Genomic DNA, 25,878 nt, shown 5'->3' on the forward strand with positions numbered 1-25,878 from the left:
TGTCGGTGATTAGCGCAGCTTGGTAGCGCACTTGGTTTGGGTCCAAGGGGTCGCAAGTTCGAATCTTGCATCACCGACCATTCTCCCGGTCAAAACAATAACAGCAGCAATGCTGTTTTTTGCTTTCTGGCGTTCTGAAAAGCTGCGACACCAAAAACAACACACAAAATCCGCACCTCTGCTTCCGGTTAAATAATCCTTCTGGTCTGTTACGCTTTCCCTTATTCAACGCTCTTATCTATGAATTTTTGCAGGCAATAAAAAAGCCTGCACAGGGCAGGCTTCTTAATGATCTATTGCAGCTTAAGCGGCAACAGACTTAGCTTTTGGCTTTTTATCAAACAGTGACTTATCTGCAGCCAGCTCCAGTGGGTCAAAATCATCCACGTTAATGGTGTGCAGACGGCCTTGTTCAGCCACTCGCAGCTTCTCTGCTTCAGCTTCGGTGATCACACCCAGCTCTAAGCCTAAAGCAGCCACTTCGTGTAAGCGGAAGAATGGCAGGCGTTTATTCGCTGCATGCACCACTTTGTCGAAGATGGGTTCAGCGGCCAGAATATCCGTCAGGGCTTTTTCAATTAAACCGATCTGGTTGTTTGGTTCCAGCGTCAGATAGACGTTCGTTGCTAAGCGGCTGCGGGCTTCACAAGGTGTTTGCATAATGCGCGACACCTGATGATCCAGCTGATCCGAAGGCTTACGTAAAGTACGACCCCAAGGGAACAACAGCTTACCTAAGACTGAACCTACGATACGATTCGGGAAGTTATCTAACATTTCATCCAAAGCCACCTGAGCTTTGTACATATTGTCTTCACAAGCCCATTGCACTAAAGGTAAATCCTGCGCCGGACGACCGTCGTCGTTAAAACGCTTCAGTACAGAAGAGGTCAGATACAACATGGATAACATATCGCCTAAACGGGCAGAGATACGTTCACGGCGTTTTAAGTCACCGCCCATGGTACCCATAGCAACATCAGACATTAACGCCAACGCAGCGCTGTATCTGTTCATTTGTTTATAGTACTTAGCTGTTGCATCTGCATACGGGCTGGCAGAGAAGGCTGAATTGCTTAAGCCTAACCATAAAGCACGGAAGAAGTTGCTGATGCTAAAACCTATATGGCCAAATAAAGCACGGTCAAAGGCAGTCACAGCAGCGCGTTCGTCTTCTAAACCTGCAGCCTGTAATTCAGCCAATACAAATGGATGGCAACGAATTGCACCCTGACCATAAATAATCATATTACGGGTCAGTATGTTTGCACCTTCTACTGTGATAGCAACCGGAGCACCCTGATAACCACGGGCCAAATAGTTGTTCGGACCCATACAGATGCCTTTACCACCGTGAATATCCATCGCATCAATAGTGACCTGACGCATACGCTCTGTCATATGGTATTTAGTGATAGCCGAAATAACAGATGGCTTTTCGCCTAAGTCGATAGAACCTACCGACATAGTAGTCGAGGCTTCAGCCATATAGGCATAACCGCCAATACGGGCTAAGGCTTCTTCAATACCTTCCATTTTACCTATAGGCAGTTTGAACTGGCGACGGATACGGGCATAAGCACCAGTTAACAACGCAGCAGCTTTGATACCACCAGTGCTGTTTGAAGGCAGAGTGATAGCACGGCCTACAGACAAACATTCCACCAGCATACGCCAGCCCTGACCAGCCATCTTCGGACCACCAATAATGTAATCCAGCGGCACAAATACCTCTTCACCCTGAGTAGGACCATTCTGGAATGGTACGTTCAGCGGGAAGTGACGACGACCAATTTTTACGCCTGGTGTAGAGACAGGGATTAAAGCACAAGTGATGCCTAAATCTTTTTTATCGCCTAATAAACCGTCCGGATCCTGCATCTTAAATGCTAAACCCAATACAGTAGCGATAGGAGCCAGCGTGATATAACGCTTGTTCCAGGTCAGGCGCATACCGATAATTTCCTGGCCTTCCCATTCGCCTTTACAGACTATACCCACGTCCGGGATAGCGCCGGCATCAGAACCAGCTTCAGGGCTGGTTAAGGCAAAACAAGGAATTTCTAAACCTTTGGCCAAACGGGGCAGGTAGTGGTCCTGCTGCTCTTTGGTACCATAATGTTGTAACAGCTCGCCTGGGCCTAACGAGTTAGGTACACCAACGACGCTGGATAACACCATACTTTTGCTGGTTAATTTTTGCAGTACACAAGACTGGGCATAAGCAGAGAATTCCAGACCACCGTATTGCTTTTTGATGATCATCGCAAAGAAGCCGTGGTCTTTTAAGTACTGGTACACTTCTGGTGATAAGTCAGCACGTTCGTGTGTGGTGTGCCAGTCGTCTACTATGGCCAATAACTCTTCACAAGGGCCATCTAAAAACGCCTGCTCTTCAGCACTTAAACGTGGTTTTGGATAATTGTGCAGCTTATGCCAATCCGGAGTGCCACGGAATAAATCGCCTTCCCACCAGGTGGTGCCTGCATCAATGGCTTCTTTTTCTGTGGTCGACATTTCCGGCATGATTTTGCGGTACAGTTTTAACAAAGGTTTGGTTAAATACTGTTGACGTATGCTGGCTACATTCAGAGGTACAGCCACAACCAAAAACAGGATCCAGCTAATCACACCCACTGTATCGGTAAAAGTTGCAACTGCTAATAAAGCAGCAATCAACGCTGTAAACATAGTTAAACTTGCTCTGTGGTAGGCGAGCACGGCGACTGTGCCAAGCAAGGCTACCCAAAAAATCAACACATCCATAATTTACTCCTGAGAACTAGAGGTCAGACCACTGTGGGCTTAGAGTAGTGTGCCTGTTGCAAAGATGCAAGTAATTCCTTACTTTGCACTCTGGTTTACTGTCAACTTTTGTTGCAGCTTCAGTGCGTCAGGTCATCAAGTATAGGAAGCTATCTGATTTATGTGTGAGTTATTAGGGATGTCCGCCAATGTGCCTACCGACATCTGCTTTAGTTTTAAAGGCTTAAGAGAACGTGGTGGCAAAACTGGTCCGCATAAAGATGGCTGGGGTGTGGCTTTTTATCAGGGCAAAGGAGTGAGCACCTTTAAAGATGCTGATCCGAGTTATCAATCTGAAATCGCCCGGCTTATCAGTGATTACCCCATTAAAAGTACAGCTGTGGTGGCGCATATCCGTCAGGCCAACAGTGGTGGAGTAGGGCTTGAAAACACTCATCCCTTTACCCGCACTTTATGGGGGCGCTACTGGACTTATGCCCACAATGGTCAGTTACAGGGTTTCGAAACTTTACCGGTCGGGCAACATCATGTAGTGGGCCAAACTGACAGCGAACATGCGTTTTGTTATTTGTTGAATGCGCTCGAACAACAGTTTCCTGTTGCTCCTTCGAATATGAAACTGGCCTTTGATTACCTGGCAACCTTGTGTCCTGCTTTGCAGCAGCTTGGAGTGTTTAACCTGCTGCTGTCTGACGGTGATTATCTGCTGGCGTATTGCAGCACCAAATTGCATTGGATCACCAGAAGAGCACCTTTTGGTGTGGCTTTGCTGTCGGATATGGATGTAGACATTGATTTTTCAAAAGAAACCACTGAGAAGGATGTGGTGACTATTATTGCTACTTTGCCGCTGACTTGTAACGAGCAATGGCAGGTCATGGAAAGTGGTCAGGCGCAGTTATTTAAAGCAGGAGAGCCGCAATAAGCGGCTCTTTCATGGATGTTTTAAAGCTTTAATTGGAAGGTTTGAAAGTCGCCAGCTGAATATCGAATTGTTCTACTTTATCTTCAGCCTGCCATAACCGCACCAATAAATAATCCAGCTCTGGTGCTACCCAGGCCAGAACTTCTTTATCTGCACCAGTGCCAGTGCGTTCAATCCGTATGGTTTTTACTTTACCGTAGGGCAGGGATAACCATTCTTCGCCGGCCACTTTGTAACTGTACTTACGCTCATCACCATGGCGATTCAGCACCTGATACACAAATTCAGTTTTACCAGCTTTTAAATCCAAAGCCAGCTGGTTGTGATAACTCAGGGGATCCAACCATTGTTCATTCCATTGAATTGCTTTAATTTTCTTTGATTTTTCGACCCGTAATTCTTTGCTGTCCCAGTTCAGATTCAGCTCGTAATAACGGTTTGGGCCTGAACCTGTGCGCTGCATCACATAACGGTTGGGCTGAATACGGCCTTCTTTAATAGTAAAAAAGGATTGTTCTGAGCGTTTATCTTCAAAAATCAGCCAGCTGATATCGCTGCTGTAACCCAGTTCATAACCCTGTTCTGTCGTTTTCAGATAACGTTTGGCTTCACCGTGTTTTTTGCCTGAGCGCAGCACATTGTAGCTGGCTTCAAAAGCTGAGAATTGAACAGAAGGGGCAGCTGTAGGTTCTTCAGCTGATAAGAGGCTTGAAAAGAGTAAAAAAAATGACGCACTAAGGCGCCATTTATTCATCATCCTGGTCATTTGCATATCCATGGTCAGACAATAAAAGGCCATCTAACAATGCCTTATCTGACTGCTGTTGTAAACGGTTCTGACAAAACCAGCGTACAACCAATGGATAAATACGGTGTTCCTGTTCGTGTACACGCTCTGCGACAGTGTCCGCGTCATCACCAGGAAAAACCGGCACTTTGGCTTGCAAAATCACAGGCCCGCCGTCCAGTTCCGCTGTCACAAAATGCACTGAACAGCCGTGTTCTGTATCACCAGCATCAATAGCGCGTTGATGGGTATTCAGCCCCTGATATTTTGGCAATAACGAAGGATGGATATTCAGTAAACGGCCTTGATAATGCTGCACAAATTCAGGCGTTAAAATACGCATAAAACCAGCCAGCACCACCAAATCAGGTTGATGCTGATCGATAGTTGCAATCAAATCCTGATCATAAGCCGCACGGTCGGCATAGGCTTTGTGATCCAGCACTATAGCGTGTGCGCCGGCTTTTTTAGCCCGCTCCAAACCATAAGCTTTGGCTTTATTCGACAGGACAGCTGTGACTTTACCAGCAATAAAACCAGCACTGCAGGCATCTAAAATCGCCTGCAGATTGGAACCACTGCCTGAAATCAATACAACAATAGATTTCATCTATGGGTTTAGCCTTGGATCACAACTTGAGGTTCGTTTGCCGCAACCTGATTGATTTCACCTAAATGCCAGGCATTTTCGCCAGCTGCTTTTAACTGGGCTAAAGCAGCATCGAGGTGAGTTGCAGGAACTACCACAATCATGCCAACACCACAGTTGAAGGTGCGGTACATTTCGTGGCGCTCTACATTACCTTGCTGTTGTAACCAGCTGAAAATAGCAGGCCACTGCCAGCTGCTTTCTATGATATTTGCCTGAGTATTTTCCGGCAGTACCCGAGGAATATTTTCCCAAAAACCGCCGCCAGTGATATGACATAAGGCATGGACCGGCATGGATTTAATTAAAGCCAGCAGGTTTTTTACATAAATACGGGTTGGCTCTAACAGATGATCGGCAATAGTTTTGCCTTCCAGCATAGTCTGAGGATCCTGACCGCTAACTTCCAGTACTTTACGAATGAGCGAAAAGCCGTTGGAATGAGGACCTGAGGCCGCTAATGCAATGAGTTGATCGCCAGCTTTCACTTTGCTGCCATCAATAATTTCAGACTTCTCAACCACACCGACGCTAAAACCTGCGATATCGTAGTCTTCGCCGTGGTACATACCTGGCATTTCAGCGGTTTCACCACCCACCAGAGCGCAACCTGCCAGCTCACAGCCTTTAGCAATGCCTTCAACTACAGTAGCTGCAGTATTAACGTCCAACTTGCCTGTGGCGTAGTAATCAAGGAAAAACAGAGGCTCTGCACCTGATACGACAATGTCATTGACACACATAGCCACTAAGTCGATACCTACGCTGTCATGGCGTTTTAAATCCATAGCCAGACGCAGTTTGGTACCTACACCGTCAGTGCCTGATACGAGTACCGGCTCTTTATAGCCAGCAGGGATTTGACACAAAGCACCAAAGCCGCCTAAACCGCCCATCACTTCTTTGCGGGTTGTACGTTTTACCGCACCTTTAATACGGTCAACCAAGGCCTCACCGGCATCAATATCAACACCAGCGTCTTTGTAACTTAACGACGTTTTTTGCTCGCTCACGGCAATCCCCAATGACTAAAAAGTGAAGGTCCAAAAAAATTGGCGGCATTTTACCTTGTAACGCCGCCAGACAAAAGGATTTACTGCTTCGCATTTATGAATGCTTGCTTGCGCCTTGTTACAAAACAGTATTATTGCATCGCATTATTCATGGCCTGAGCCACATAATTACGTAAGCTGGCACTTGGTGTTTTGGCAATCTGATGATAAACCAAAGAAGCAAAAGGAAACTCCTTGCCGTTGTAACGCACGCAAATGTAAGGCGCGTCTGGTGTGGACTCATCGTGATACCACTGACCACCTACATGGTGAATAAAAACCTCACCTGTGTAAGCGCCAAAGACATTGGACAAAGTAAACAACACCTCATCGGCATGACGTTGTTCCTGCTGGCGTAAAAACAGCTCGCTGAGTATTTCATCCACTTTCGTCAAACTGTCCAGACTAAAATCCAGCAGAACCTGATGCTCTTCAGCTGAATACACAACAGCATCCTGTGCAGTGACTTTCATTAATTCGGTTAATTCTTGGTTATTCATATTATTCCCCGGCTATTAAACTTTATGTTCGGCTAGCAGCAACTCACGTAATTGACGGCTGCCAGGTCCTAATGTTTCTTCTTTTGGTGTCACTAAGGCCAAAGGTACGGCCCGCGCTGAACTTTGTGCAATCTGAAGTTGCGCCAAGGTGCCGCTCTTGATCAGATCGCAGATCAAAAACTCAGGCAGCCAGCAAAAACCAATACCGTTTTTCAGAATATCTACGGCTTCAAAAAAGTTATTCACAGTCCAGCGTTGTTCGGCGCGCAACCAGCCTACATCTTTAGGTTTGCTGGCGGTATCACGGATCACAATTTGCAAATGCTGGCTGAGCTCATTTAAATCCAGCTGTGGCTGCTGTGCTAACAGATGATCTTTTCCTACGACTGGTATCATTTGAATCACGGCCAAAGGTTCACCAATATAACCCTTAGGTACACTCGGAGAGGCCGCAATCACTAAATCTGCTTTATGTTCCAGTATCATCTCGGTAGAGCCGGTGATCACTGTATCAATAATCTGAATGCGGCTGCCACGGGAGATAGGATGAAATTTTGCCAAAGCGCGGTAAAGTATTTGCTTTGGATAGACCAGCTCTACCGCGATGCGAATTTCCGGCTCCCAGCCTACATTAATATTAGAGGCTAGTAGTTCCAGATCCTCAATTTGTTGGGTTAATAAGCGGGAGCGGCGTAACATCACTTCGCCTGCTGAGGTTAAAAATGCTTTGCGGCCTTTGACCTCCAGCAGCTCCACACCCAACTGATATTGCAGTTTTGCCACCGCATGATTTAATGATGACTGACTTTTATTCAGTAAGTCGGCTGCCTGCGCATAGCCCCCCGCATCAACCACAGCTTGCAGTATGCGCCATTGTTCCATGGTTGATTTAGGGCGGTACGGCATCAAGATTCCTTTATGTTAAGCCTGAGCTACTATCACTGCACGCAGTGGTGCCGGATAGCCTTCAATGGTTTTACTATGATCAGTTGGGTCAAGAAAATCAATCAGACTTTCGTTTTCCATCCAGCTGGTTTTACGTTGTTCATCCAGACTGGTCACCGATAAATCCACTACTTTGGCGTCTTTAAAGCCAACCCGCTGTAACCAGAGTAACAAAGCTGCTGTGCTTGGGATAAACCAGACATTACGCATTTTTGCATAGCGATCAGTAGGCACTAATACGGTTTGCTCATCGCCTTCAATCACCAAAGTTTCCAACACCAGCTCGCCGCCAGGGCGCAGTTGTTGTTTTAATTGAGCTAAAAAGTCGATGGGGGAGCGACGGTGATACAACACGCCCATAGAAAACACTGTATCAAAAGCTTTTAGCTCCGGCATATCGTCTATGCCGATCGGCAATAAATGCACTGTCGGATCAGGATTAAAATGTTTAATAGCTTCAAACTGGCAATAAAACAGCTGTGAAGGGTCTATGCCTACAACAAATTCTGCGCCTTCGCCTTTCATGCGCCATAAGTGATAACCGCTGCCACAGCCGACATCCAGCACTGTTCTGTGTTTAAGCGGGCTGATATGAGGCAGAACTCTGTCCCATTTCCAGTCTGAGCGCCATTCGGTATCTATGTTTAACCCATGTAACGTAAAAGGGCCTTTGCGCCATGGCATTAACTGGCGTAACAAGACTTCAAGCCGTTGTTTTTGACCATGGTTTAAGTCTTCAGGCTGGCCAAATTCGACTTTAGTTTTTAATTCGACACAGCTTTTGGCTGCAACAGGTAAGTGATCCAGTACTTTTTGCCACTGCTTAAAGTCACCATGCAAAGCGTCCTGCTCCCAGCTTTTTAATTGAGCGGGTAGGGTTTCCAGCCAGTGCATTAGTTTATTGCCTGCTATTTGCTGATAAAAATTCTGAAAACGGCTCATCGCTGCGCCTCTGCTTTAATGGCCACCATAGAGCAGAAGTTAAAGCACTGAAACCATAAACTGATATGTTCAAAACCTGCGGCGGACAGTCGGGCTTTATGTTCGGCCAGGCTGTCAGGGCGCATCACATTTTCAAGAGCCGTGCGTTTTTGACTGATCTCCAGCTCGCTATAGCCATTAGCGCGTTTGAAGTCATGGTGTAAATCAATCAGCAATTCATGGGTTGTGGCATCTGTTTCGATAATTTTTTCTGACAATACAAAAATACCACCAGGCTTGAGTGCTTTATAAATACGTTCAATCAGGCGGGCTCTGTCTTCTTTAGCCAAAAACTGCAACGTGAAATTACTGACCACCACAGCGGCGTTTTCCATAGGAATATCACGGATATCTGCCAGTAATACTGTGGCTGGCACATCAGAGCGAAACGCCTGCAAGTGGCTGGTGCATCGTTCCACCATAGCGGCACTGTTGTCGACGCCAATCAACTGACAACCTGGTCCTGTGATCTGGCGGCGCATGGCTAAACTGGCGGCGCCCAAAGAGCAGCCCAAATCGTAATAATTGCTGTTGGCCTGCTGAAAACGGCTGGTCAGTTTACCTATGGTTTGAATGATAGTTTGATAGCCAGGCACAGAGCGTTGGATCATGTCCGGAAAGACATCCACCACGGCAGAGTCAAAACAAAAATCCTGAATATGGCCCAGAGGGTCGGCGTAAATATGATCTTTTTGCATCAGCGGAACAACTTCATACCTGTAATTGGCGGATAGTTTAACGTATTTCAACTTTAAGACGAAATCAAAGCAAGCTCAGTTGCGTCTGATCTTGTGGCCATGGTGCAAGGATAGGGTGTTCAATACCCAAATCCATCACAAATTGTCGGGCCAATTGGGGCGCAGTTAAATTATCCGGGCTGTGGAAAAAACAAAAAGGGGTTTTGCCTTCATCCAGCCACTGCCTCACTTTACCCAACCAGGGCTGATAATAATGCTGATTCACGGCCATATCGTCGGTACCGACAAAACGCAACATAGGCTGCTTGGTTAAAGCCACGGCGTGCACAGGTAAATAAGGTTTCTTGCGTTGTGCATCCAGCAAAGCCGCAGTAGTGGCAGGCACAGAAAATAACGCCCTACTGTCAAATATCACCCGTTCTGCATCAAAGTCACGTAATAAACGGTTTAAGGTGATTTCATGCTCTGCTTTGTCAAAAAACACCGGATGACGTACTTCAACAGCCACAGCAAAGGATGAGCATAAAGTGTTAAGCATCTGTTTCAGCCAGCTTAAATGCTCTGGTGAAAAAAAGGCAGGCAACTGCAAATGCACCAGGGCGAGTTTGTCAGCAAGTGGTGCTATCAAATCAAGCCAAAGCTGAAGTTCTTGCGTTTGAAACTGCTGGAATTGATGACTTAAACGCTTAGGTACTTTTAAGGTAAAACGAAAGTTTTCGCTGCTTTGCTCCGCCCAACGTGCCACAGTTTGCGCCGATGGGTCGGCATAAAAACTGGTATTACCCTCTACAGAGTTGAAATACCGACTATAGTTAGCAAGAAACTCGGAAGGCTCCAGTTTGCTGTTAAATATCAGGTTTTTCCACTGAGGATTAGCCCAGACCGGGCAGCCAAGATAAAGCATCTGCGATTTCCGTTGTCAAAAGTACTGTTATAAATGAGTTGCGTATTATCGCTGTATTCGACATCTTAACCCAAGGTAAAGATCACTGTCCTGAACATGATTAAAAAGCTGATTCTGTTGTTTGTATTACTTATAGGCTGTACTGCTCAGGCTCAAAACTCTGTAGCCGTCAGTCCCCTTCCTGCATCGCTTAAAATAGGCATCTCCAGCGATACCTATCCTTATATGTTCATTGACGAGCAGGGACAGTCCTCCGGCCTGGTCGTGGACTATTGGCGGGAAGTTGCCAGAAAAGCAGGTGTGGAGGTCGAATTTATTGCGGCAGACTGGGCAGATACGTTAAGCATGCTGGATTCCGGTGCCATCGATTTACATGGTGGCCTTGGCCGTACCGCTGATCGTGAACAGCAGTATCTGTTAGGCCAGAGCTATCTGGATATCTTCAGCAATGTGTTTGTGCATCGTGATTTAACCGGAGTACATAATTTATCTGACTTAAAGCCTCATCTGGTGGGAGTGGTTGAGCGATCAACCCATATTGATAGCCTGACACAGCAACAAGCCGACCTGGTGCTAAAACGCTATTCGTCAGTCTCGCAGATGTACGACTCGGCATTAAGGGGCGAAATTAAGGCCTTTACCGGACTGGACAGATTACCTCCCCGTTACGCTGACTACTCACAACTGATGGCTATGTACCCGGTCTATAAAAAAGTGCCGGTACGGAAAATTGAACTGACTTTTGCTGTCAGGAAGGATCAACCGCTGCTGTTACAGGCCTTAGTAAAAGCTACAGCTGAGGTTGAGCTGGCTTTCAGAGATCAGTTGGAACGGCAGTGGCTTAGTGTAGATACCGATCCTGATACCTTATTAATTGGGGTTTCGATCGGAAATCAGCCTTATATGCATGTCAGTTCTATTGGGGATGTGCAGGGAATTTTTGTTGATTTATGGCGTTTATGGTCGAAGAAAACCGGCATAGCAGTGAGCTTCGTGCCTAATCAGTCTGAAGACTCCTTAGCTTATTTACGCAAAGGCCGTATTGACGTACAAATGGCGCAGGTCGAAAACGCCGAAAAGTTTGCAGGTTTAAAGCCTGCTTATCATTTATATAACATTTATTCCTCGCTGTTCTATGACAGCGCGTCAGACCTGACAGACCCAGCTCAACTGAAAAATGCCACTTTGGGCTTGTTGCACACAGCCAGCTTCCGTCCGCAGTTACAGCAGCAGTTTCCGGACGCAAAAATCAAAGTTTTTGCTACTGTGGACCAGATGATTGAAGCTGTATTAAAAAAGCAGCTGACTGGTTTTTTAGCTTCCGATGTCATCACACGGGAGCGTTTGGTGCAAAGCAGTAGTCAGGGTAGTTTTAAATTATTTCCCGGCATTCGTTATGAATCGGCGGTGTATTCATTGATCCGCACCGGCGAAGATGATTTGTATCAAAATATCCAACAAGGATTTTCTCAAATCAGTCTGGATGAAATGGTCAGGATTGAAAACCGTTGGCTAAGTAAAGAGGCCGGGGCTTATTTTCAGACCTTCCGTGACAAAGTGCCATTAACTACAGCTGAGCGGCAGTGGTTAAATCAGCATCAGCAGATCCGTGTTGGCGTCATGAGCGATTGGCGTCCTGTGGAGTTTGTGGATGACAAAGGTGAAGCTCAGGGTATTACCGCGGACGTACTGAAATTGTTGAATCAACGATTAGATGTACAGTTTGTTCCGACACCTTACAACGACTGGGATCTGCTGCTGCAAGATTATAAAAGCGGGAAGTTGCAGATGGTGGCAAATATTTCTGACTTACCAGAGCGACGCAGTTTCAGTTTTTTTAGTCTGGATTACTGGACTTTACAGTGGATTATGATAGGCAAACATGATGCTGAATTTGCCGCCAAAGTGGCTCTGATGCCAGCTCAGCGTATTGCCATCATGCGTGAATATCAGTTTGTAAAACAGTTAAAAAAAGATTTTCCGCAGCACCAGGTGATAGAAGTCGACAGCTTAAACCAGGGTCTGGAAATGGTGGTGGCTGGCAGGGCGGACTTTGTGTTGGATACTGTGGTGGCCTCAGGTATAGCAATGCGTGACCCACGTTATGTCAATTTGCGTGCTTATTTACCAACAGATTTACCTGTGTATCCCTCTTATTTTGGCGTGCATAAAGATTTGCCGGAATTATTAGTGATCCTCAATAAAGGCATCAAAACCATTAACGATACTGACAGGAAAAACCTGCAGGATAAGTGGTTGAATCTGGAGATTAAACAAGGGCTTGATCAGAATAGAGTTTTTACCCTGGTGCTACAAATCGCAGGTTTGTCTCTGGTTGTGATCATTGGCTTTTTGATCTGGAACTTTTCGTTGCGTCGTGAAGTCAATCTGCGCCGTAAAGTGGAAGAAAAGATGCGATTTATGGCGGGGCACGATGATTTAACTCAGCTACCAAACCGCAGCTTGCTGATTGAACGTCTGCAAACGGCATTGCATCAGCACGCCCGTCATAACGAAATGTTAGCCTTGATGTTTATTGATTTAGACGGTTTTAAGCAGGTGAATGACCAACATGGCCATGATCTGGGCGATGAAATGCTGGTGAAGTTGTCGGCTTTGTTAAGTCATTGTGTCAGAAAAACCGATACTGTGGCCCGTTTTGGCGGTGACGAGTTTGTTATTTTATTAACAGGGTTGGTCGACAGAGATGATGCAGCCATAGTGGCTGAAAAGATTTTACTTTATCTGCAAGAACCGCTGATGTTGTCTGCCTGTCAGGCTACAGTTGGAGCCAGTATAGGTATTGCCATATACCCGCATGATGGTACAGATGCGGCAACTTTATTAAAGTCTGCCGACAAGTTGATGTATCAGGTGAAACAGCAAGGCAAAAGCCAATATAGGTTCAGTCGCTAGTCCTCATTTGGCAAGTAACGCACTGCTCCGGCAAATAAAATTCGACATCGGAACATCAACAGGCTCTAAGGGCAGTGACATTAATCGTCTTTTCTATATAATTAGCGCTCATTTTCGCAGGCAGATTACAGTTCGACTGAAAGGATAAGTTAATGCGTAGCCATTATTGCGGTTCATTAAAGGCAGAAAACATTGGTCAACAGGTTTCATTATGTGGTTGGGTTAACCGCCGTCGTGATTTAGGTGGTTTGATTTTTATTGACCTGCGCGACCGCGAAGGCCTGGTTCAGGTATTTTTTGATCCTGAACTCACTGACTTATTCACTCAGGCTGCCGATTTACGCAATGAATATTGTGTGCAATTAACTGGTACTGTGCGTGCCCGTCCTGAATCTCAAATTAATAGCGAGATGGCTACAGGTGAAGTGGAAGTTTATGCCTCCAGCCTGACGATCCTGAATAAATCAGCGCCTATTCCACTGGATCCAAACCAGAACAACAGTGAAGAGCAACGCTTAAAATACCGTTATATTGATTTACGCCGTCCTTTGATGAGCGACCGTTTAAAGTTCCGCGCTAAAGTGACCAGCTTTGTACGTAACTTTATGGACAGTCAAGGCTTTTTAGACGTTGAAACGCCGATTCTGACCAAAGCCACTCCAGAAGGTGCCCGTGACTATTTAGTGCCAAGCCGCACACACAAAGGTCAGTTTTTCGCTTTGCCACAATCACCTCAGCTGTTTAAACAATTGCTGATGATGGCTGGCCTGGACCGCTATTACCAAATCGTTAAATGTTTCCGTGACGAAGATTTACGTGCTGACCGCCAGCCGGAATTTACTCAGATTGATATCGAAACGTCGTTCATGACCTCAGAGCAAGTGATGGAAGTCACAGAGCAGATGGTGCATCAGATGTTCCTTGAGCTTTTGAATGTCGATTTGGGTAAAATGCCACGTATGACTTATAACGAAGCCATGCGTTTATATGGCTCAGACAAACCAGACCTGCGTAACCCAATGCAGTTTGTTGATGTCGCTGACTTAGTAAAAGACGTAGAATTTAAAGTATTCTCAGGTCCTGCCAACGACAACAAAGGCCGTGTTGTTGCGTTAAAAGTACCAGGTGCTGCTGAAAAAGTGTCGCGTAAAGACATCGACAATTACACAGCTTTTGTTGGCATTTACGGCGCTAAAGGTCTGGCCTGGTTAAAAGTAAATGATATTAATGCCGGCGCTGAGGGCATTCAGTCTCCTGTTGCCAAGTTTTTAACACCTGAAATTATCAGCGAAATTTTAAGCCGCACTCAGGCCACTACAGGCGATTTAATTTTCTTTGGTGCTGACAGCTACAAAGTGGTCTGTGAAGCTATGGGCGCGTTGCGTCTGAAGTTAGGTGAAGATTTAGGCTTAACAGTGCAGGGCTGGAAACCATTGTGGGTTGTGGACTTCCCAATGTTTGAAGAAAACGATGATGGCAGTTTCTCTGCTGTACACCATCCGTTTACCTCACCTTTGGACACGGCTGAGTTTTTGGCCACCGAAATGGATAAACTGGATCACAGAGCGCTGTTATCCAACGCCTACGACATGGTACTCAATGGTACTGAGTTAGGTGGTGGTTCAGTACGTATCCACACCCCGGATGTGCAGGCCAAAGTATTTCAGTTACTGGGGATCAGTGACGAAGAAGCCGCTGAGAAATTTGGTTTCTTACTGGAAGCCTTACGTTATGGCGCGCCGCCACATGCAGGTTTAGCTTTTGGTTTAGACCGTCTGGTGATGTTGATGACAGGGGCTACTTCTATTCGTGATGTGATGGCATTCCCAAAAACAGCCACTGCAGCTTGTCCTCTGACTGATGCACCAGGCGAAGCCAATCCGGCTCAACTGGCCGAGCTGGGTATTCAGGTCGTGAAAAAACAGTAAGAACTCTGTTTCGAACTGTCGAAGCAACGGTGTTCTGGTGTTTTAATGATATTTAACTATCAGGAAGCGGCTTTAGCCGCTTCTTTTTTCATGGAGTATGCACATGGCTGGTCATAGTAAATGGGCTAACATGAAGCACCGCAAGGCTCGTCAGGATGCCAAGCGGGTCAAGATTTTTACCAAACTTATTCGTGAGCTGACAGTGTCAGCCCGTATCAGCCCTGACGTCGATGCCAACCCACGTTTACGTACAGCAGTAGCCAAAGCACTTCTGAATAATATGACCCGGGATGCGATAGACCGTGCTATTAAACGGGGTGCCGGTGAGCAGGATGGCAGCAATTATGAAGAGCTGGTGTATGAAGGCTACGGCCCTTGTGGTGTCGCTATAGTGGTAGAAACCCTGACCGACAACCATAAACGTACAGTGGCGGATGTTCGTAGCGCTTTCACCAAATATGGCAATATGGGCACTGCAGGTTCTGTCAGCTATTTATTCAGCAAAAAAGGCATCATCTCTTTTGCACCTGGTTTATCTGAAGATCAGGTGCTGGACATAGCCCTTGAAGCTGGTGCTGAAGATGTGGTTAGTCATGAGGATGGCAGCATTGAAGTCATCACCAGCCCAGATAGTTTTAACGATGTACGTGAAGCCTTAGAGGCCGCAAAGTTAGTGGCGGACGACGCTGAAATTACCATGGTGCCTTCTGTCAAAGCTGAGGTGGACGCAGAGCATGTGGTGAAGTTTTTTAAACTCATTGACATGCTGGAAGATTTCGACGATGTGCAAAACGTCTACCACAATGCTGACATTGCGGATGACGTGATGGCGTTAGTGCCTTAATGGCTATTATCCTTGGTATTGACCCCGGCAGCCGTTTAACGGGTTACGGGGTGGTACGCCAGACAGGGCAGAAATTCGAATACATCGCCAGTGGCTGTATCCGCTTAACGCTAAATGATATACCTGATCGGTTAAAACAAATTTTTGATGGGGTCAGCGAAATCATTCAGCAAACCCAGCCCGATGTCTTTGCAATAGAGCAGGTGTTTATGGCACGAAACCCAGACTCTGCTTTAAAACTCGGGCAAGCCCGTGGCGCTGCTATAGTGGCTGCAAAAAATGCGGGTCTTGAAGTGTTTGAATACTCAGCCCGTCAGGTTAAACAGGCTGTGGTGGGTACAGGCGCTGCTGACAAAACTCAGGTGCAGCATATGATCCGCACCTTACTGAAATTGCCTGGCAATCCGCAAGCCGATGCTGCCGATGCCCTTGCCGTGGCTATGTGTCACGGGCATACTCACCAAAGTTTATTGCATATGGCAGGGCAGGCCACCAAAACAGTGCGTGGTCGACTGCGCTGATTTTTCTCTATTCCGGACATCGATACAATGATTGGATTATTACGTGGTGTTATTTTAGAAAAGCAGGCGCCGGATTTACTCATTGATGTGGCTGGTGTGGGGTACGAAGTACAGCTGCCTTTAACCAGTTTTTATAAATTGCCTGAGGTTGGCAAAGAAGCTGTGATCTATACCCACTTTGTGGTGCGTGAAGATGCACAGCTTTTATATGGTTTTCACACCAGCACAGAGCGGGCTTTGTTTCGCCAACTGATTAAAGCCAATGGCATAGGGCCTAAGTTAGCTCTTACTATCTTATCCGGTCTGTCAGCCCAGCAGTTTGTTCGTTGTGTACAACACGACGATATTAGCACGCTAGTGAAATTGCCTGGTGTAGGTAAAAAAACGGCTGAGCGTTTACTGATTGAAATGCGTGACCGCTTAAAAGACTGGGGGCTGAATATCAGCACTCCTGTCACCGATCATTTAGTGCTTGCCGGCGATGAAGTGGATTCGTTTGAATTGGTAGAAAGTGCCGAACAGGATGCGATCAGTGCGTTAGTGGCTTTGGGGTATAGTCAGTTACAAGCCAGCAAAGCAGTGCAAAAAATTAAACAAGCCGATATGAGCAGCGAGCAGCTGATCAAACTCGCGCTGCGCAGTATGATTTAAACCAGATTTATGCAGGAATACTCATGATAGAAGCCGATCGTCTGATCGATACCAAAGCCAGTCGTGAAGACGAGCTGATTGACCGTGCCATCCGGCCTAAGTCTCTGGCGGATTACACAGGTCAGTCTCATGTCAAAGAGCAAATGGCGATTTTTATCGAAGCAGCCCGCGGTCGTGGCGAGCCTTTGGATCATTTACTGATATTCGGCCCGCCGGGTTTAGGTAAAACCACGCTAGCTATGGTGGTCGCCAATGAAATGGGGGTGAATATTAAAAACACCTCAGGCCCTGTGCTGGAGAAAGCTGGTGATTTAGCGGCGCTTCTTACTAATCTCGAACCCAATGATGTGCTTTTTATCGATGAAATCCACCGCTTAAGCCCAGTAGTGGAAGAGATTTTGTATCCCGCTATGGAAGACTATCAGCTGGATATCATGATAGGTGAGGGGCCTGCCGCCCGTTCTATCAAACTTGAATTACCGCCTTTTACCTTAATAGGCGCCACCACCAGAGCGGGTGCTTTAACTTCACCACTGCGTGATCGCTTTGGCATAGTGCAGCGTCTGGAGTTTTATAAAGTGGATGAGCTGGCGCAAATCATTTTACGCTCTGCCCATTATCTGAATTTAGAGCTTGAGCTGCCTGCAGCGACTGAGATCGCACGCCGCTCCCGTGGCACGCCACGTATCGCTAACCGTCTTTTAAGACGGGTGCGTGATTATGCCCAGGTAAAATCCAGTGGTCTGGTGCCTGTGGAAATAGCCTCAGCCGCTTTGCATATGGTCGACGTGGACGCCAGTGGTTTTGACTATATGGATCGCAAGTTAATGCTGAGCATCATTGAGAAATTCGGAGGTGGTCCTGTAGGGCTGGATAACCTGGCTGCAGCTATAGGCGAAGAAAAAGAAACTATCGAAGATGTGATAGAGCCTTTTTTAATTCAGCAAGGTTTTATCCAACGCACACCACGAGGCCGAATAGTTTCCCCTGCAGCCTACAAACACTTTGGTTTTGATTTGCCTGAATCTAATTGAGGTTCCGTGTGATGCGCTGAGTCATTTCCCGAGAAATGCCACGGTCTGATTAACAAAAACGCTGGGAGCGTTTTTGAACATCGGAGTGCAACGACGATGGCCCGTAGGGTGAGCGCCATGGATGGTGGCGAATAAAAAAAAGCCCGCTAAATTAGCGGGCGAATGCAACAAGTTGAAGTAAATCTTCAAAATCCAGGGAACATGTTGAGAAGCAACATGACCATCTTCGAACAGATAATCACATCACCAGTATTCATCACTAAAGTTAGGGCACAAGGGCCGGAACTTTTGCGCTAGCTCAGAACACGGGGGCATTTTAGGGAGTTAGTGTATTTACTTCAAACTAGAAAAATTGAGATTTCAGATTAATTTTTTTAATCTGAATAATTAGTGGTTTTGTGTGAATTTTAATCTTGTTTTGTGACTGATATATCGCTAACCCTTGAAAATTAAGGGTAGCTGAACAGGGCTAAAATTTGCTCCGAATTACTATTTTTTGAGCAAAATTTATCTGATTGGTTAAAATGGTCATTAATCGCTAATTTTTCCCCTTCTATCGTGAACAGGAAACTTTTGATAAATATCTGACCCATAGGTTTTTGCAGTCGTCAGAATGTCATGAAATCAAAATATTTTTAACTCTGACGAGGTTCGCCCTGTTGAGTTCGGCTGTGGCCTCCAATATCATAGCGGCCAATTTAGGTGACAAAATAAGATGATGTCGCAGGTATTTGATTTTCCAATCAGAGTATATTACGAAGACACTGATGCCGGTGGCGTAGTATATTATGCTAACTATCTGAAATTCTTTGAAAGAGCCAGGACTGAATGGCTTCGAAGCTTAGGGATAGAGCAGGATCTATTGTTAAGTCAGGATATTGGTTTTGTGGTGAAAAGTGTTCAGATGGACAACCACAAGCCTGGACGGTTTAACCAGCTTTTGTTGGTAAAAAGTGAGATTAAGCAGCTAAAAAAGGCCAGTCTGGTATTTTGGCAGGAAATCTACAACGCAGATGCACAATTGCTTTGTTCAGCGCAGGTTAGTATTGCTTGCGTAAAACTATCATTAATGAAAGCGAGTGCAATACCTCGCGATGTTTTAGGGGTGTTATCAGGTGACAGGCGGACTATCAGTTCTTGATTTAATTCTTCACGCTAGTGTAGTAGTGCAGCTGGTTATGCTGATTTTACTGAGCATGTCTGTGATGTCGTGGGCCATGATCATTCAGCGCAATAAAGCGCTGAGTACAGCGGTAGAAGAAACCAAACAGTTTGAAGATAAGTTTTGGTCAGGCATTGACCTGTCAAAACTTTACAACGAAGTCAGCGCCAAAGTGACAGTGACAGGTGTGGAAGCTTTATTTAAGGCGGGGTTCAAAGAATTTGCCCGCTTGCATAAAAGTAGTCGCCAGTCAGGTGCTGTGATGGAAGGAACTCAACGTGCTATGCGTGTTGGATTATCCCGTGAAGTGGAGCGTCTGGAAACTCATCTACCATTTCTGGCCACTGTAGGCTCAATCAGCCCGTATATCGGTTTGTTTGGTACAGTCTGGGGGATCATGAATTCTTTTATCGCTTTAGGTGCTGTACAACAGGCGACTTTAGCTATGGTAGCGCCAGGTATCGCAGAAGCTTTGATTGCGACCGCTATAGGTTTGTTCGCTGCTATTCCGGCCGTTATTGCGTACAACAAGTTTTCTCATAAAGTAGAGATGCTGGAAAGTGCGTACGCTAACTTTGTCGAAGAGTTTGCTAACATTCTGCACCGTCAGGCGATGGCCAGCGGAGAAAACAACTAATGTACGTCCGTAAAAAACGCCGTATGGTGGCTGAGATCAACGTCGTTCCTTATATCGACGTGATGTTGGTGCTGCTAATTATCTTTATGGTCACGACGCCGATCATTACGCAAGGCGTTAAAGTGGAATTACCTAAATCAGATGCCGAACCTATAGAGCAGATGAAAGACGGTAAAACTCCGCTTGTGGCAACTGTGGATGAAGGTGGTTTGTATTATTTTGAGAAAGATGGTTCGAATAAAGGCCCTTTTAATGCTCAGGAAATGCAAATGGAAGTGGCGGGTACTCTGCAGTTAGAGCCTGGTACTCAAGTGATTATTAAAGGTGATGGCCGTGTTAACTATGCAGCTATTATCCAGTTATTAAATCTGCTGAAAGACGCGGGCGCCCCTTCCGTTGGTTTAATGACTGACGATGTGGAGCAAAACTAAGATGGAACCAGCGTTTAAGAAGTCGCTGATCATCTCAGGTGGTTTACACGTTTTTATAGCTGTGTTGCTGTTTGTTAACTTTAATTTCTTTAAAAATGAAGAGATTTTAGTGGTACCTATGGCTGGAGACCTGAGTGCGCCGTTAAACGCCACTACGGTCGACCAGTCTCAGTTTGATGAACTGAAGGAAAAAAATCAGCAGAAAAAGAAAGCTGATGAAAAGCGCAAAAAAGATTTGGAAAAGAAAAAGCAGCAGGAAGAGCGTGATAAACGCCTTGAAGAGCAGCGCCTGAAAAAGCAGGAACAAGAGAAAAGAGAAGCTGAAATAGCAGAAAAGAAAGCTGTTGAAGAAAAGAAAAAACAGGCTGTAGAAAAAGAGAAACAACAAAAACTTGCCGCTGAGAAGAAAAAGAAAGACGACGAAAAGAAAAAGCAGCAAGAGATAGAGAAGAAGAAAAAGGAAAAAGCAGCCAAAGAAAAGGCCGCTAAAGAGAAAGCAGCCAAAGAAAAAGCTGAAAAAGCCAAAGCCGAAAAAGAAAATCGTGAACGCGAAGCTGCAGAAGAAATGCTAGCTGAGCAGTTGGAAGAGGAAGCAGAAGCACGCCGTGCAGCGAAGGCTGGTCAGATCCTGACCGAGAAGCAACGTTACCTGGCGATGATTGTTGCGAAAATCCAACAAAATTGGTTTGTAGACGATACAATGCGTGGCAAAGAGTGTCGGGTAAATATTCGTTTGGCCAGCAATGGTTTTGTTACCGCCAGCACTATCTTAGGTGGAGACAGAGCGCTTTGTGAATCAGCGATGCGAGCAATACAAAAGGCAGGTAACTTCCCTATGTCACCTGATCCTGATGTGTATGACGCATTAAAAGACATCACAACTATTTTACAACCGGAACTGAGATAACAATATGCTGAAGTTGATAGGAAAAAGCCTGGTGGCGTTTGCGCTGGTGCTAAGTGCAAAATCGTATGCCAGTTTAGAGATTGTCATCACAGATGGTGTGGACAGTGCCCGCCCTGTTGCTATAGTGCCATTTAAATTTGAAGGCAATACGCTGCCAAATCAACGTATTGCTGATATTGTGTCAGCGGATTTAATGCGTAGCGGTAAATTTAACCCTATAGCTGCAACCCGTATGCCACAGCAGCCAACCAACAGCAAAGAAATTGATTATCAGCGCTGGATGAAACAAGGTGTTGAGGCCGTTGTTACAGGTACTATCCGTGAAGTCGGTGTAAACAGATACGCTGTGCGTTTTGAATTAGTCGACGTATTTAAAGGCGCTTCAGGCGGTGGTTCATCGTCAGCTATTATCGGTGGCCAACTGACTACAGGCCTGACCCATATCCTGGATGCGCGTGAAACGACTATCAGTGGCGATCAGTTCAGACAATATGCTCACCGCATCAGTGACATAGTCTATGAAAAATTAACTGGTGAACGTGGTGCTTTTTTAACTAAAATAGCCTATGTCTTAGTACGTGACAAAGCAGACTTTAAATATCAATTAGTTGTAGCTGATTACGATGGTGAAAATGAGCAGGTACTATTAAGAGCAAAAGAGCCTTTAATGTCTCCGGCCTGGTCACCAGATGGTACTAAATTGGCTTATGTGACTTTCGAAAAACGTCAGTCGCAAATTTACATTCAAGATATTTATACTGGCCGTCGCAGTATATTAACCAGTTTCAAAGGTATTAACGGTGCGCCTAAGTGGTCACCTGATGGCCGGAAAATGGCCATGGTGTTGTCAAAAGATGGCAATGCAGAAGTTTATGTAATGGATATTGCAACAAAAGCGCTGACTAAATTGACGAACCACAGACGGATTGATACTGAACCGTCCTGGTCACCAGATGGTTCTAAACTGATTTTTAGTTCAGAACGTGGTGGTAATCCACAAATTTATAGCGTAAATGTAGCTTCAGGTGTTACTGAAAGGGTAACATTTGAGGGAGAAATGAATTTAGCTGCCTCTTATACACCAGATGGTAGTGGTATTGTTATGGTCAACAGAACAAATGGCCAGTATAATATCGCCCGCATGGATGTTGAGAGTCGCTATTTGCAGGTGTTGACTCGCACTTATCTGGACGAGTCACCAAGCATTGCGCCGAATGGCTCAATGATAATTTATAGTACTTTGTACGGTTCGTCACAAGTACTGGCACTGGTATCCATGGATGGGCGCTTTAAAGCACGGTTACCGGCGGCAAACGGCAGAGTTAAATCTCCGGCTTGGTCACCATTTTTATAAAAAACGAAAATTTGGTTAATTGATTTACTAAGGACAACAATTATGAACTTAAACAAAGTTTTAAAAGGCTTGTTAGTTGCGGTGCCAGTGTTAACTTTAGCTGCTTGTAGCTCAACTGATGAAGTAGCTGCTACTGATGCAAACACTGGTGCAAACACTAACCAAGTGGTTGAACAAGGCCTGTCAGCTGAAGAATTGCTGCGTCAGCAATTAGAAGCTCTGCGTCAAGACAACACTATTTACTTCGACTTCGACCAGTCAGCAATCCGTTCAGAATTCGCTTCTGTTCTGGAAGCTCACGCTGCTTTCTTACGCGCTCGCACTAACATCACTGTAACTGTTGAAGGTCACACTGATGCTCGTGGTACTCCAGAGTACAACATCGCGTTAGGCGAACGTCGCGGTCAAGCTGTGACTCAGTACTTAGCTAACCTGGGCGTTGCTGCTGGCCAAATGTCAGTAGTTAGCTACGGCGAAGAGAAACCAGCTGTTGAAGGTAACGACGAAAGCGCGTTCTCTAAAAACCGTCGCGCTGTTTTAGTTTACTAATAACTGATACGAAGCAAAGCAGTGAAAAAATCTTTAGTTACTGCGCTTTCTGTTATCAGCATTGCCTCGTGGGCAGATCCGGCTCCTGTAGCCGATCTGTCCCGCGCTGGCGGTGGCGCTATCCAGACTCCAAAATACGCATCCACGGCTGATCGTATAGCTGCGCTGGAACGTATTGTTGAGGCCAGAGCCAACGCTCAGGTTGCTATGCAGCAGCAAGTGTCCGCATTGTTAGACGAAGTGTCTGAATTGCGTGGCATCACTGAGATGCATTCCTACAAATTAGAAGAAATATTGCAGCAACAACGCAATATTTATCAGGAAATTGACCGGAGAATGGGCGCAGGCGCCAGTTCAGGTTCAACTCCAACCACTCCGACACAGCCAACAAGCACACCAACAACATCAGCTGAACAGGCGCCTATAGGCAATCCTGCTGCTGTGGTGAATGCTGATCCTGCTGCTGAAACTACAGATGCAGGGGGCGCTGAAGCCTCTTCCAGCCCGTCGGAAAGTGATGCTTATGAAAGTGCGGTGAATTTGGTGCTGAAAGATCGCGCCTACGATGCAGCTATCCCTGCATTTGAAAATTTTGTCCGTACTTACCCGGATTCCAGCTACGCACCAAACTCTTACTATTGGTTAGGCCAGTTATTTTTTACCAAAAACGAACTGTTGAAAGCCAAAGCTCAGTTTGAACGTGTGGTTGCTCAGTATCCGCAGTCAGCAAAAGCTGCTGATTCTTTATCTAAATTGGGTCAACTGGCAGAACGAGAAGGCGATACAGCTGCAGCTAAGCAGTTTTATCAGCTTTTAGTCAGCAAATACCCACAAGCTAAACCTGCAAAAGCAGCAAAGGCTAAGCTAGAGACTCTGTAAGCGATTTGTTGTGCTGAATAAAAGCCCTGGTATATGCCGGGGTTTTTTATTTACAGCGAATAAATCAGGTTGAAAAAGTGACTTATGATGTCCGGACTTTGTAAAAAAATAAGCAGGCGTTAGGGCTACTCAGGGAAACTGGCTGTTGCTACTGTTATCGAATGAAGACTCTTTTGCTGTACATAAAAAACACTGTTGTTTTTATTTTCGCCGCAGCCTCTCGTTTTATGCTGGCATTTTAAGCAGTTGAACAAAGAAAATGGCATTTCTGGTAATTTTTGGTTGCACTGGAAATTTAAATAAGTAAGATATGCGTCCGCGGCAGGGGTCATTAGCTCAGCTGGTAGAGCAGCGGACTTTTAATCCGTTGGTCGATGATTCGAATTCATCATGACCCACCACTCCCGCGCAAACTTTTGTATCGAACTGGGTCATTAGCTCAGCTGGTAGAGCAGCGGACTTTTAATCCGTTGGTCGATGATTCGAATTCATCATGACCCACCACTTCGATACGCCTGTTTGGGTCATTAGCTCAGCTGGTAGAGCAGCGGACTTTTAATCCGTTGGTCGATGATTCGAATTCATCATGACCCACCACTTTCTCGATTCTCCTTGCATGGGTCATTAGCTCAGCTGGTAGAGCAGCGGACTTTTAATCCGTTGGTCGATGGTTCGAATCCATCATGACCCACCATGCAATCATCGCCTTCTTTGTGTTTTAAGCTAAGCTTTTTGTGTATAATGCCGCACTTTTTAAAACCGGGTGGCCGTTATGGATCAAGCACTGCACTTCAACGAACTTGACTTTGTATTCCCGAAAAAACCTTTGCCGTTAAATGCGGATCAAAAAGCTGCCTACAAAGAACGTATCAAGCTTTTATTACAGCAACGTGATGCTGTATTGGTTGCGCACTATTACACAGACCCTGAAATTCAGGCTTTGGCTGAAGAGACAGGCGGTTGTGTTTCTGACTCGCTGGAGATGGCACGTTTTGGCAATAAGCATTCAGCGAAAACCTTAATAGTGGCCGGTGTGAAGTTTATGGGCGAAACCGCCAAAATTCTGAACCCGGAAAAAACGGTATTAATGCCAACTCTTGAAGCGACTTGCTCACTGGACTTAGGTTGCCCTGCTGATGCATTCAGCGCGTTCTGCGACGAACACCCTGATCGTGTTGTTGTGGTGTATGCCAATACCTCTGCTGCTGTAAAAGCCCGCGCTGATTGGGTGGTTACGTCTTCTATCGCTCTGGATGTGGTAGAGCACTTAGACAGCGAAGGCAAAAAAATTCTGTGGGGCCCCGATCGTCACCTGGGCGCTTATGTGCAAAAACAAACAGGAGCCGACATGCTGTTATGGCAGGGCGCTTGTATTGTGCATGATGAGTTTAAAGCCAAAGCGCTGGTTGAGCTTAAAAAGCAATATCCAAACGCTGCTGTACTGGTTCATCCTGAATCGCCAGCTAATGTGGTGGATTTAGCCGATGCGGTAGGTTCGACTAGTCAGTTAATCAAAGCTAGTCAGACGATGCCTAACGACACCTTTATCGTAGCCACAGACCGCGGCATTTTTTACAAGATGCAGCAGGCTATGCCAGATAAGACCTTTATCGAAGCTCCAACGGGCGGTAACGGCGCAACGTGCCGCAGCTGCGCTCATTGCCCTTGGATGGCGATGAACGGTCTGAAGGCGATTGAGGACGCTTTACTGCAGTCTGAAGGTCACGAGATATTCGTCGATGCTGATTTACGCGAACAGGCGTTAATCCCGCTGGACAGAATGCTGAACTTCGCAAAATCAGCACAAATGCCAGTAAAAGGCAACGCATAAGTCTTTGTTGGTTATAGTTGCTGAAAA

24 protein-coding genes and 5 tRNA genes are annotated in these 25,878 nt (G+C 45.9%); 20 read left to right on the plus strand and 9 right to left on the minus strand.

Going from position 1 to position 25,878, the window contains the following annotated elements:
* The first annotated feature begins 3 nt into the window (after positions 1-3).
* Positions 4-80, plus strand: a tRNA-Pro gene (locus LSG34_RS12715).
* 223 nt (positions 81-303) lie between these two features.
* On the opposite strand, the gene fadE is transcribed toward LSG34_RS12715, so the two are convergent.
* Positions 304-2,766 (minus strand): acyl-CoA dehydrogenase FadE, encoded by a 2,463-nt coding sequence (fadE, locus tag LSG34_RS12720; RefSeq protein ID WP_233009480.1) that lies wholly within the window; start codon positions 2,764-2,766, stop codon positions 304-306.
* A gap of 160 nt (positions 2,767-2,926) precedes the next feature.
* Between fadE and LSG34_RS12725 the strand changes: the two genes are divergently transcribed.
* Positions 2,927-3,691 carry a class II glutamine amidotransferase gene (locus LSG34_RS12725; RefSeq protein ID WP_233009481.1) on the plus strand — a complete coding sequence of 255 codons (765 nt, stop codon included), beginning with the start codon at positions 2,927-2,929 and terminating at the stop codon, positions 3,689-3,691.
* Positions 3,692-3,719: 28 nt separating this feature from the next.
* On the opposite strand, the gene LSG34_RS12730 is transcribed toward LSG34_RS12725, so the two are convergent.
* The 8 genes from LSG34_RS12730 to LSG34_RS12765 form a co-directional block, all read right to left on the minus strand.
* Positions 3,720-4,457, minus strand: a complete 738-nt coding sequence (locus LSG34_RS12730; RefSeq protein WP_233009482.1) for a DUF3108 domain-containing protein — start codon at positions 4,455-4,457, stop codon at positions 3,720-3,722.
* Entirely contained in the window at positions 4,438-5,088 is a 651-nt protein-coding gene (purN, locus tag LSG34_RS12735) for a phosphoribosylglycinamide formyltransferase (RefSeq protein WP_233009483.1), read from the minus strand. Before purN ends, LSG34_RS12730 begins: the two co-directional genes overlap by 20 nt.
* Before the next feature lie 8 nt (positions 5,089-5,096).
* A complete protein-coding gene (gene purM, locus LSG34_RS12740) occupies positions 5,097-6,140 on the minus strand; it encodes a phosphoribosylformylglycinamidine cyclo-ligase (protein ID WP_233009484.1) in 1,044 nt (347 codons plus the stop codon).
* 131 nt (positions 6,141-6,271) lie between these two features.
* A complete protein-coding gene (locus LSG34_RS12745) occupies positions 6,272-6,679 on the minus strand; it encodes a hypothetical protein (RefSeq protein WP_233009485.1) in 408 nt (135 codons plus the stop codon).
* Between the two features lie 15 nt (positions 6,680-6,694).
* Positions 6,695-7,585, minus strand: a complete 891-nt coding sequence (locus LSG34_RS12750; RefSeq protein WP_233009486.1) for a LysR family transcriptional regulator — start codon at positions 7,583-7,585, stop codon at positions 6,695-6,697.
* Between the two features lie 15 nt (positions 7,586-7,600).
* The gene (gene cmoB / locus LSG34_RS12755; RefSeq protein WP_233009487.1) at positions 7,601-8,566 is read right to left on the minus strand and encodes a tRNA 5-methoxyuridine(34)/uridine 5-oxyacetic acid(34) synthase CmoB; all 966 of its coding nucleotides are present in this window, start codon (positions 8,564-8,566) and stop codon (positions 7,601-7,603) included.
* A complete protein-coding gene (gene cmoA / locus LSG34_RS12760) occupies positions 8,563-9,303 on the minus strand; it encodes a carboxy-S-adenosyl-L-methionine synthase CmoA (protein WP_233009488.1) in 741 nt (246 codons plus the stop codon). Before cmoA ends, cmoB begins: the two co-directional genes overlap by 4 nt.
* A 64-nt stretch (positions 9,304-9,367) precedes the next feature.
* Positions 9,368-10,207: a DUF72 domain-containing protein gene (locus LSG34_RS12765; protein ID WP_233009489.1), complete on the minus strand. Its 840-nt coding sequence runs from the start codon at positions 10,205-10,207 to the stop codon at positions 9,368-9,370.
* A 96-nt stretch (positions 10,208-10,303) separates the two neighbouring features.
* Between LSG34_RS12765 and LSG34_RS12770 the strand changes: the two genes are divergently transcribed.
* From LSG34_RS12770 to nadA, 18 genes are all read left to right on the plus strand, one after another.
* On the plus strand, positions 10,304-13,123 hold the full coding sequence (locus LSG34_RS12770; protein WP_233009490.1) for a transporter substrate-binding domain-containing protein: 2,820 nt from the start codon (positions 10,304-10,306) through the stop codon (positions 13,121-13,123).
* Between the two features lie 152 nt (positions 13,124-13,275).
* Complete coding sequence (gene aspS / locus LSG34_RS12775) at positions 13,276-15,051, plus strand: aspartate--tRNA ligase (RefSeq protein WP_233009491.1); 1,776 nt, start codon at positions 13,276-13,278, stop codon at positions 15,049-15,051.
* A gap of 103 nt (positions 15,052-15,154) precedes the next feature.
* The gene (locus LSG34_RS12780) at positions 15,155-15,895 is read left to right on the plus strand and encodes a YebC/PmpR family DNA-binding transcriptional regulator (protein WP_233009492.1); all 741 of its coding nucleotides are present in this window, start codon (positions 15,155-15,157) and stop codon (positions 15,893-15,895) included.
* Positions 15,895-16,416, plus strand: coding sequence for a crossover junction endodeoxyribonuclease RuvC (ruvC, locus tag LSG34_RS12785; protein ID WP_046520634.1), 522 nt, complete (start codon positions 15,895-15,897; stop codon positions 16,414-16,416). The genes LSG34_RS12780 and ruvC overlap by 1 nt, the downstream gene beginning before the upstream one ends.
* Before the next feature lie 27 nt (positions 16,417-16,443).
* Positions 16,444-17,067, plus strand: a complete 624-nt coding sequence (gene ruvA / locus LSG34_RS12790) for a Holliday junction branch migration protein RuvA (RefSeq protein WP_127024496.1) — start codon at positions 16,444-16,446, stop codon at positions 17,065-17,067.
* A gap of 23 nt (positions 17,068-17,090) precedes the next feature.
* A complete protein-coding gene (gene ruvB, locus LSG34_RS12795) occupies positions 17,091-18,101 on the plus strand; it encodes a Holliday junction branch migration DNA helicase RuvB (protein WP_233009493.1) in 1,011 nt (336 codons plus the stop codon).
* A gap of 715 nt (positions 18,102-18,816) precedes the next feature.
* Positions 18,817-19,242, plus strand: coding sequence for a tol-pal system-associated acyl-CoA thioesterase (ybgC, locus tag LSG34_RS12800; RefSeq protein WP_324078994.1), 426 nt, complete (start codon positions 18,817-18,819; stop codon positions 19,240-19,242).
* Between the two features lie 37 nt (positions 19,243-19,279).
* Positions 19,280-19,900: a protein TolQ gene (tolQ, locus tag LSG34_RS12805; protein WP_269822887.1), complete on the plus strand. Its 621-nt coding sequence runs from the start codon at positions 19,280-19,282 to the stop codon at positions 19,898-19,900.
* Complete coding sequence (gene tolR / locus LSG34_RS12810; protein ID WP_233009495.1) at positions 19,900-20,331, plus strand: protein TolR; 432 nt, start codon at positions 19,900-19,902, stop codon at positions 20,329-20,331. The genes tolQ and tolR overlap by 1 nt, the downstream gene beginning before the upstream one ends.
* Position 20,332: 1 nt before the next feature.
* Positions 20,333-21,238 carry a cell envelope integrity protein TolA gene (gene tolA / locus LSG34_RS12815; protein WP_233009496.1) on the plus strand — a complete coding sequence of 302 codons (906 nt, stop codon included), beginning with the start codon at positions 20,333-20,335 and terminating at the stop codon, positions 21,236-21,238.
* A 4-nt stretch (positions 21,239-21,242) separates the two neighbouring features.
* On the plus strand, positions 21,243-22,592 hold the full coding sequence (tolB, locus tag LSG34_RS12820) for a Tol-Pal system beta propeller repeat protein TolB (protein WP_233009497.1): 1,350 nt from the start codon (positions 21,243-21,245) through the stop codon (positions 22,590-22,592).
* A 42-nt stretch (positions 22,593-22,634) separates the two neighbouring features.
* Positions 22,635-23,141, plus strand: a complete 507-nt coding sequence (gene pal / locus LSG34_RS12825) for a peptidoglycan-associated lipoprotein Pal (protein ID WP_046520642.1) — start codon at positions 22,635-22,637, stop codon at positions 23,139-23,141.
* A gap of 21 nt (positions 23,142-23,162) precedes the next feature.
* Positions 23,163-24,020: a tol-pal system protein YbgF gene (gene ybgF / locus LSG34_RS12830; protein ID WP_233009498.1), complete on the plus strand. Its 858-nt coding sequence runs from the start codon at positions 23,163-23,165 to the stop codon at positions 24,018-24,020.
* A 325-nt stretch (positions 24,021-24,345) separates the two neighbouring features.
* Positions 24,346-24,421, plus strand: a tRNA-Lys gene (locus LSG34_RS12835).
* A 27-nt stretch (positions 24,422-24,448) separates the two neighbouring features.
* A tRNA-Lys gene (locus LSG34_RS12840) sits at positions 24,449-24,524 on the plus strand.
* Positions 24,525-24,541: 17 nt separating this feature from the next.
* A tRNA-Lys gene (locus tag LSG34_RS12845) sits at positions 24,542-24,617 on the plus strand.
* A gap of 21 nt (positions 24,618-24,638) precedes the next feature.
* A tRNA-Lys gene (locus LSG34_RS12850) sits at positions 24,639-24,714 on the plus strand.
* Between the two features lie 78 nt (positions 24,715-24,792).
* Complete coding sequence (gene nadA, locus LSG34_RS12855; protein WP_233009499.1) at positions 24,793-25,851, plus strand: quinolinate synthase NadA; 1,059 nt, start codon at positions 24,793-24,795, stop codon at positions 25,849-25,851.
* The last annotated feature ends 27 nt before the right edge of the window (positions 25,852-25,878 follow it).

Origin of the sequence: Rheinheimera faecalis (assembly GCF_021290965.1) — a bacterium.
In the GTDB taxonomy this organism is placed as follows: domain Bacteria; phylum Pseudomonadota; class Gammaproteobacteria; order Enterobacterales; family Alteromonadaceae; genus Pararheinheimera; species Pararheinheimera faecalis.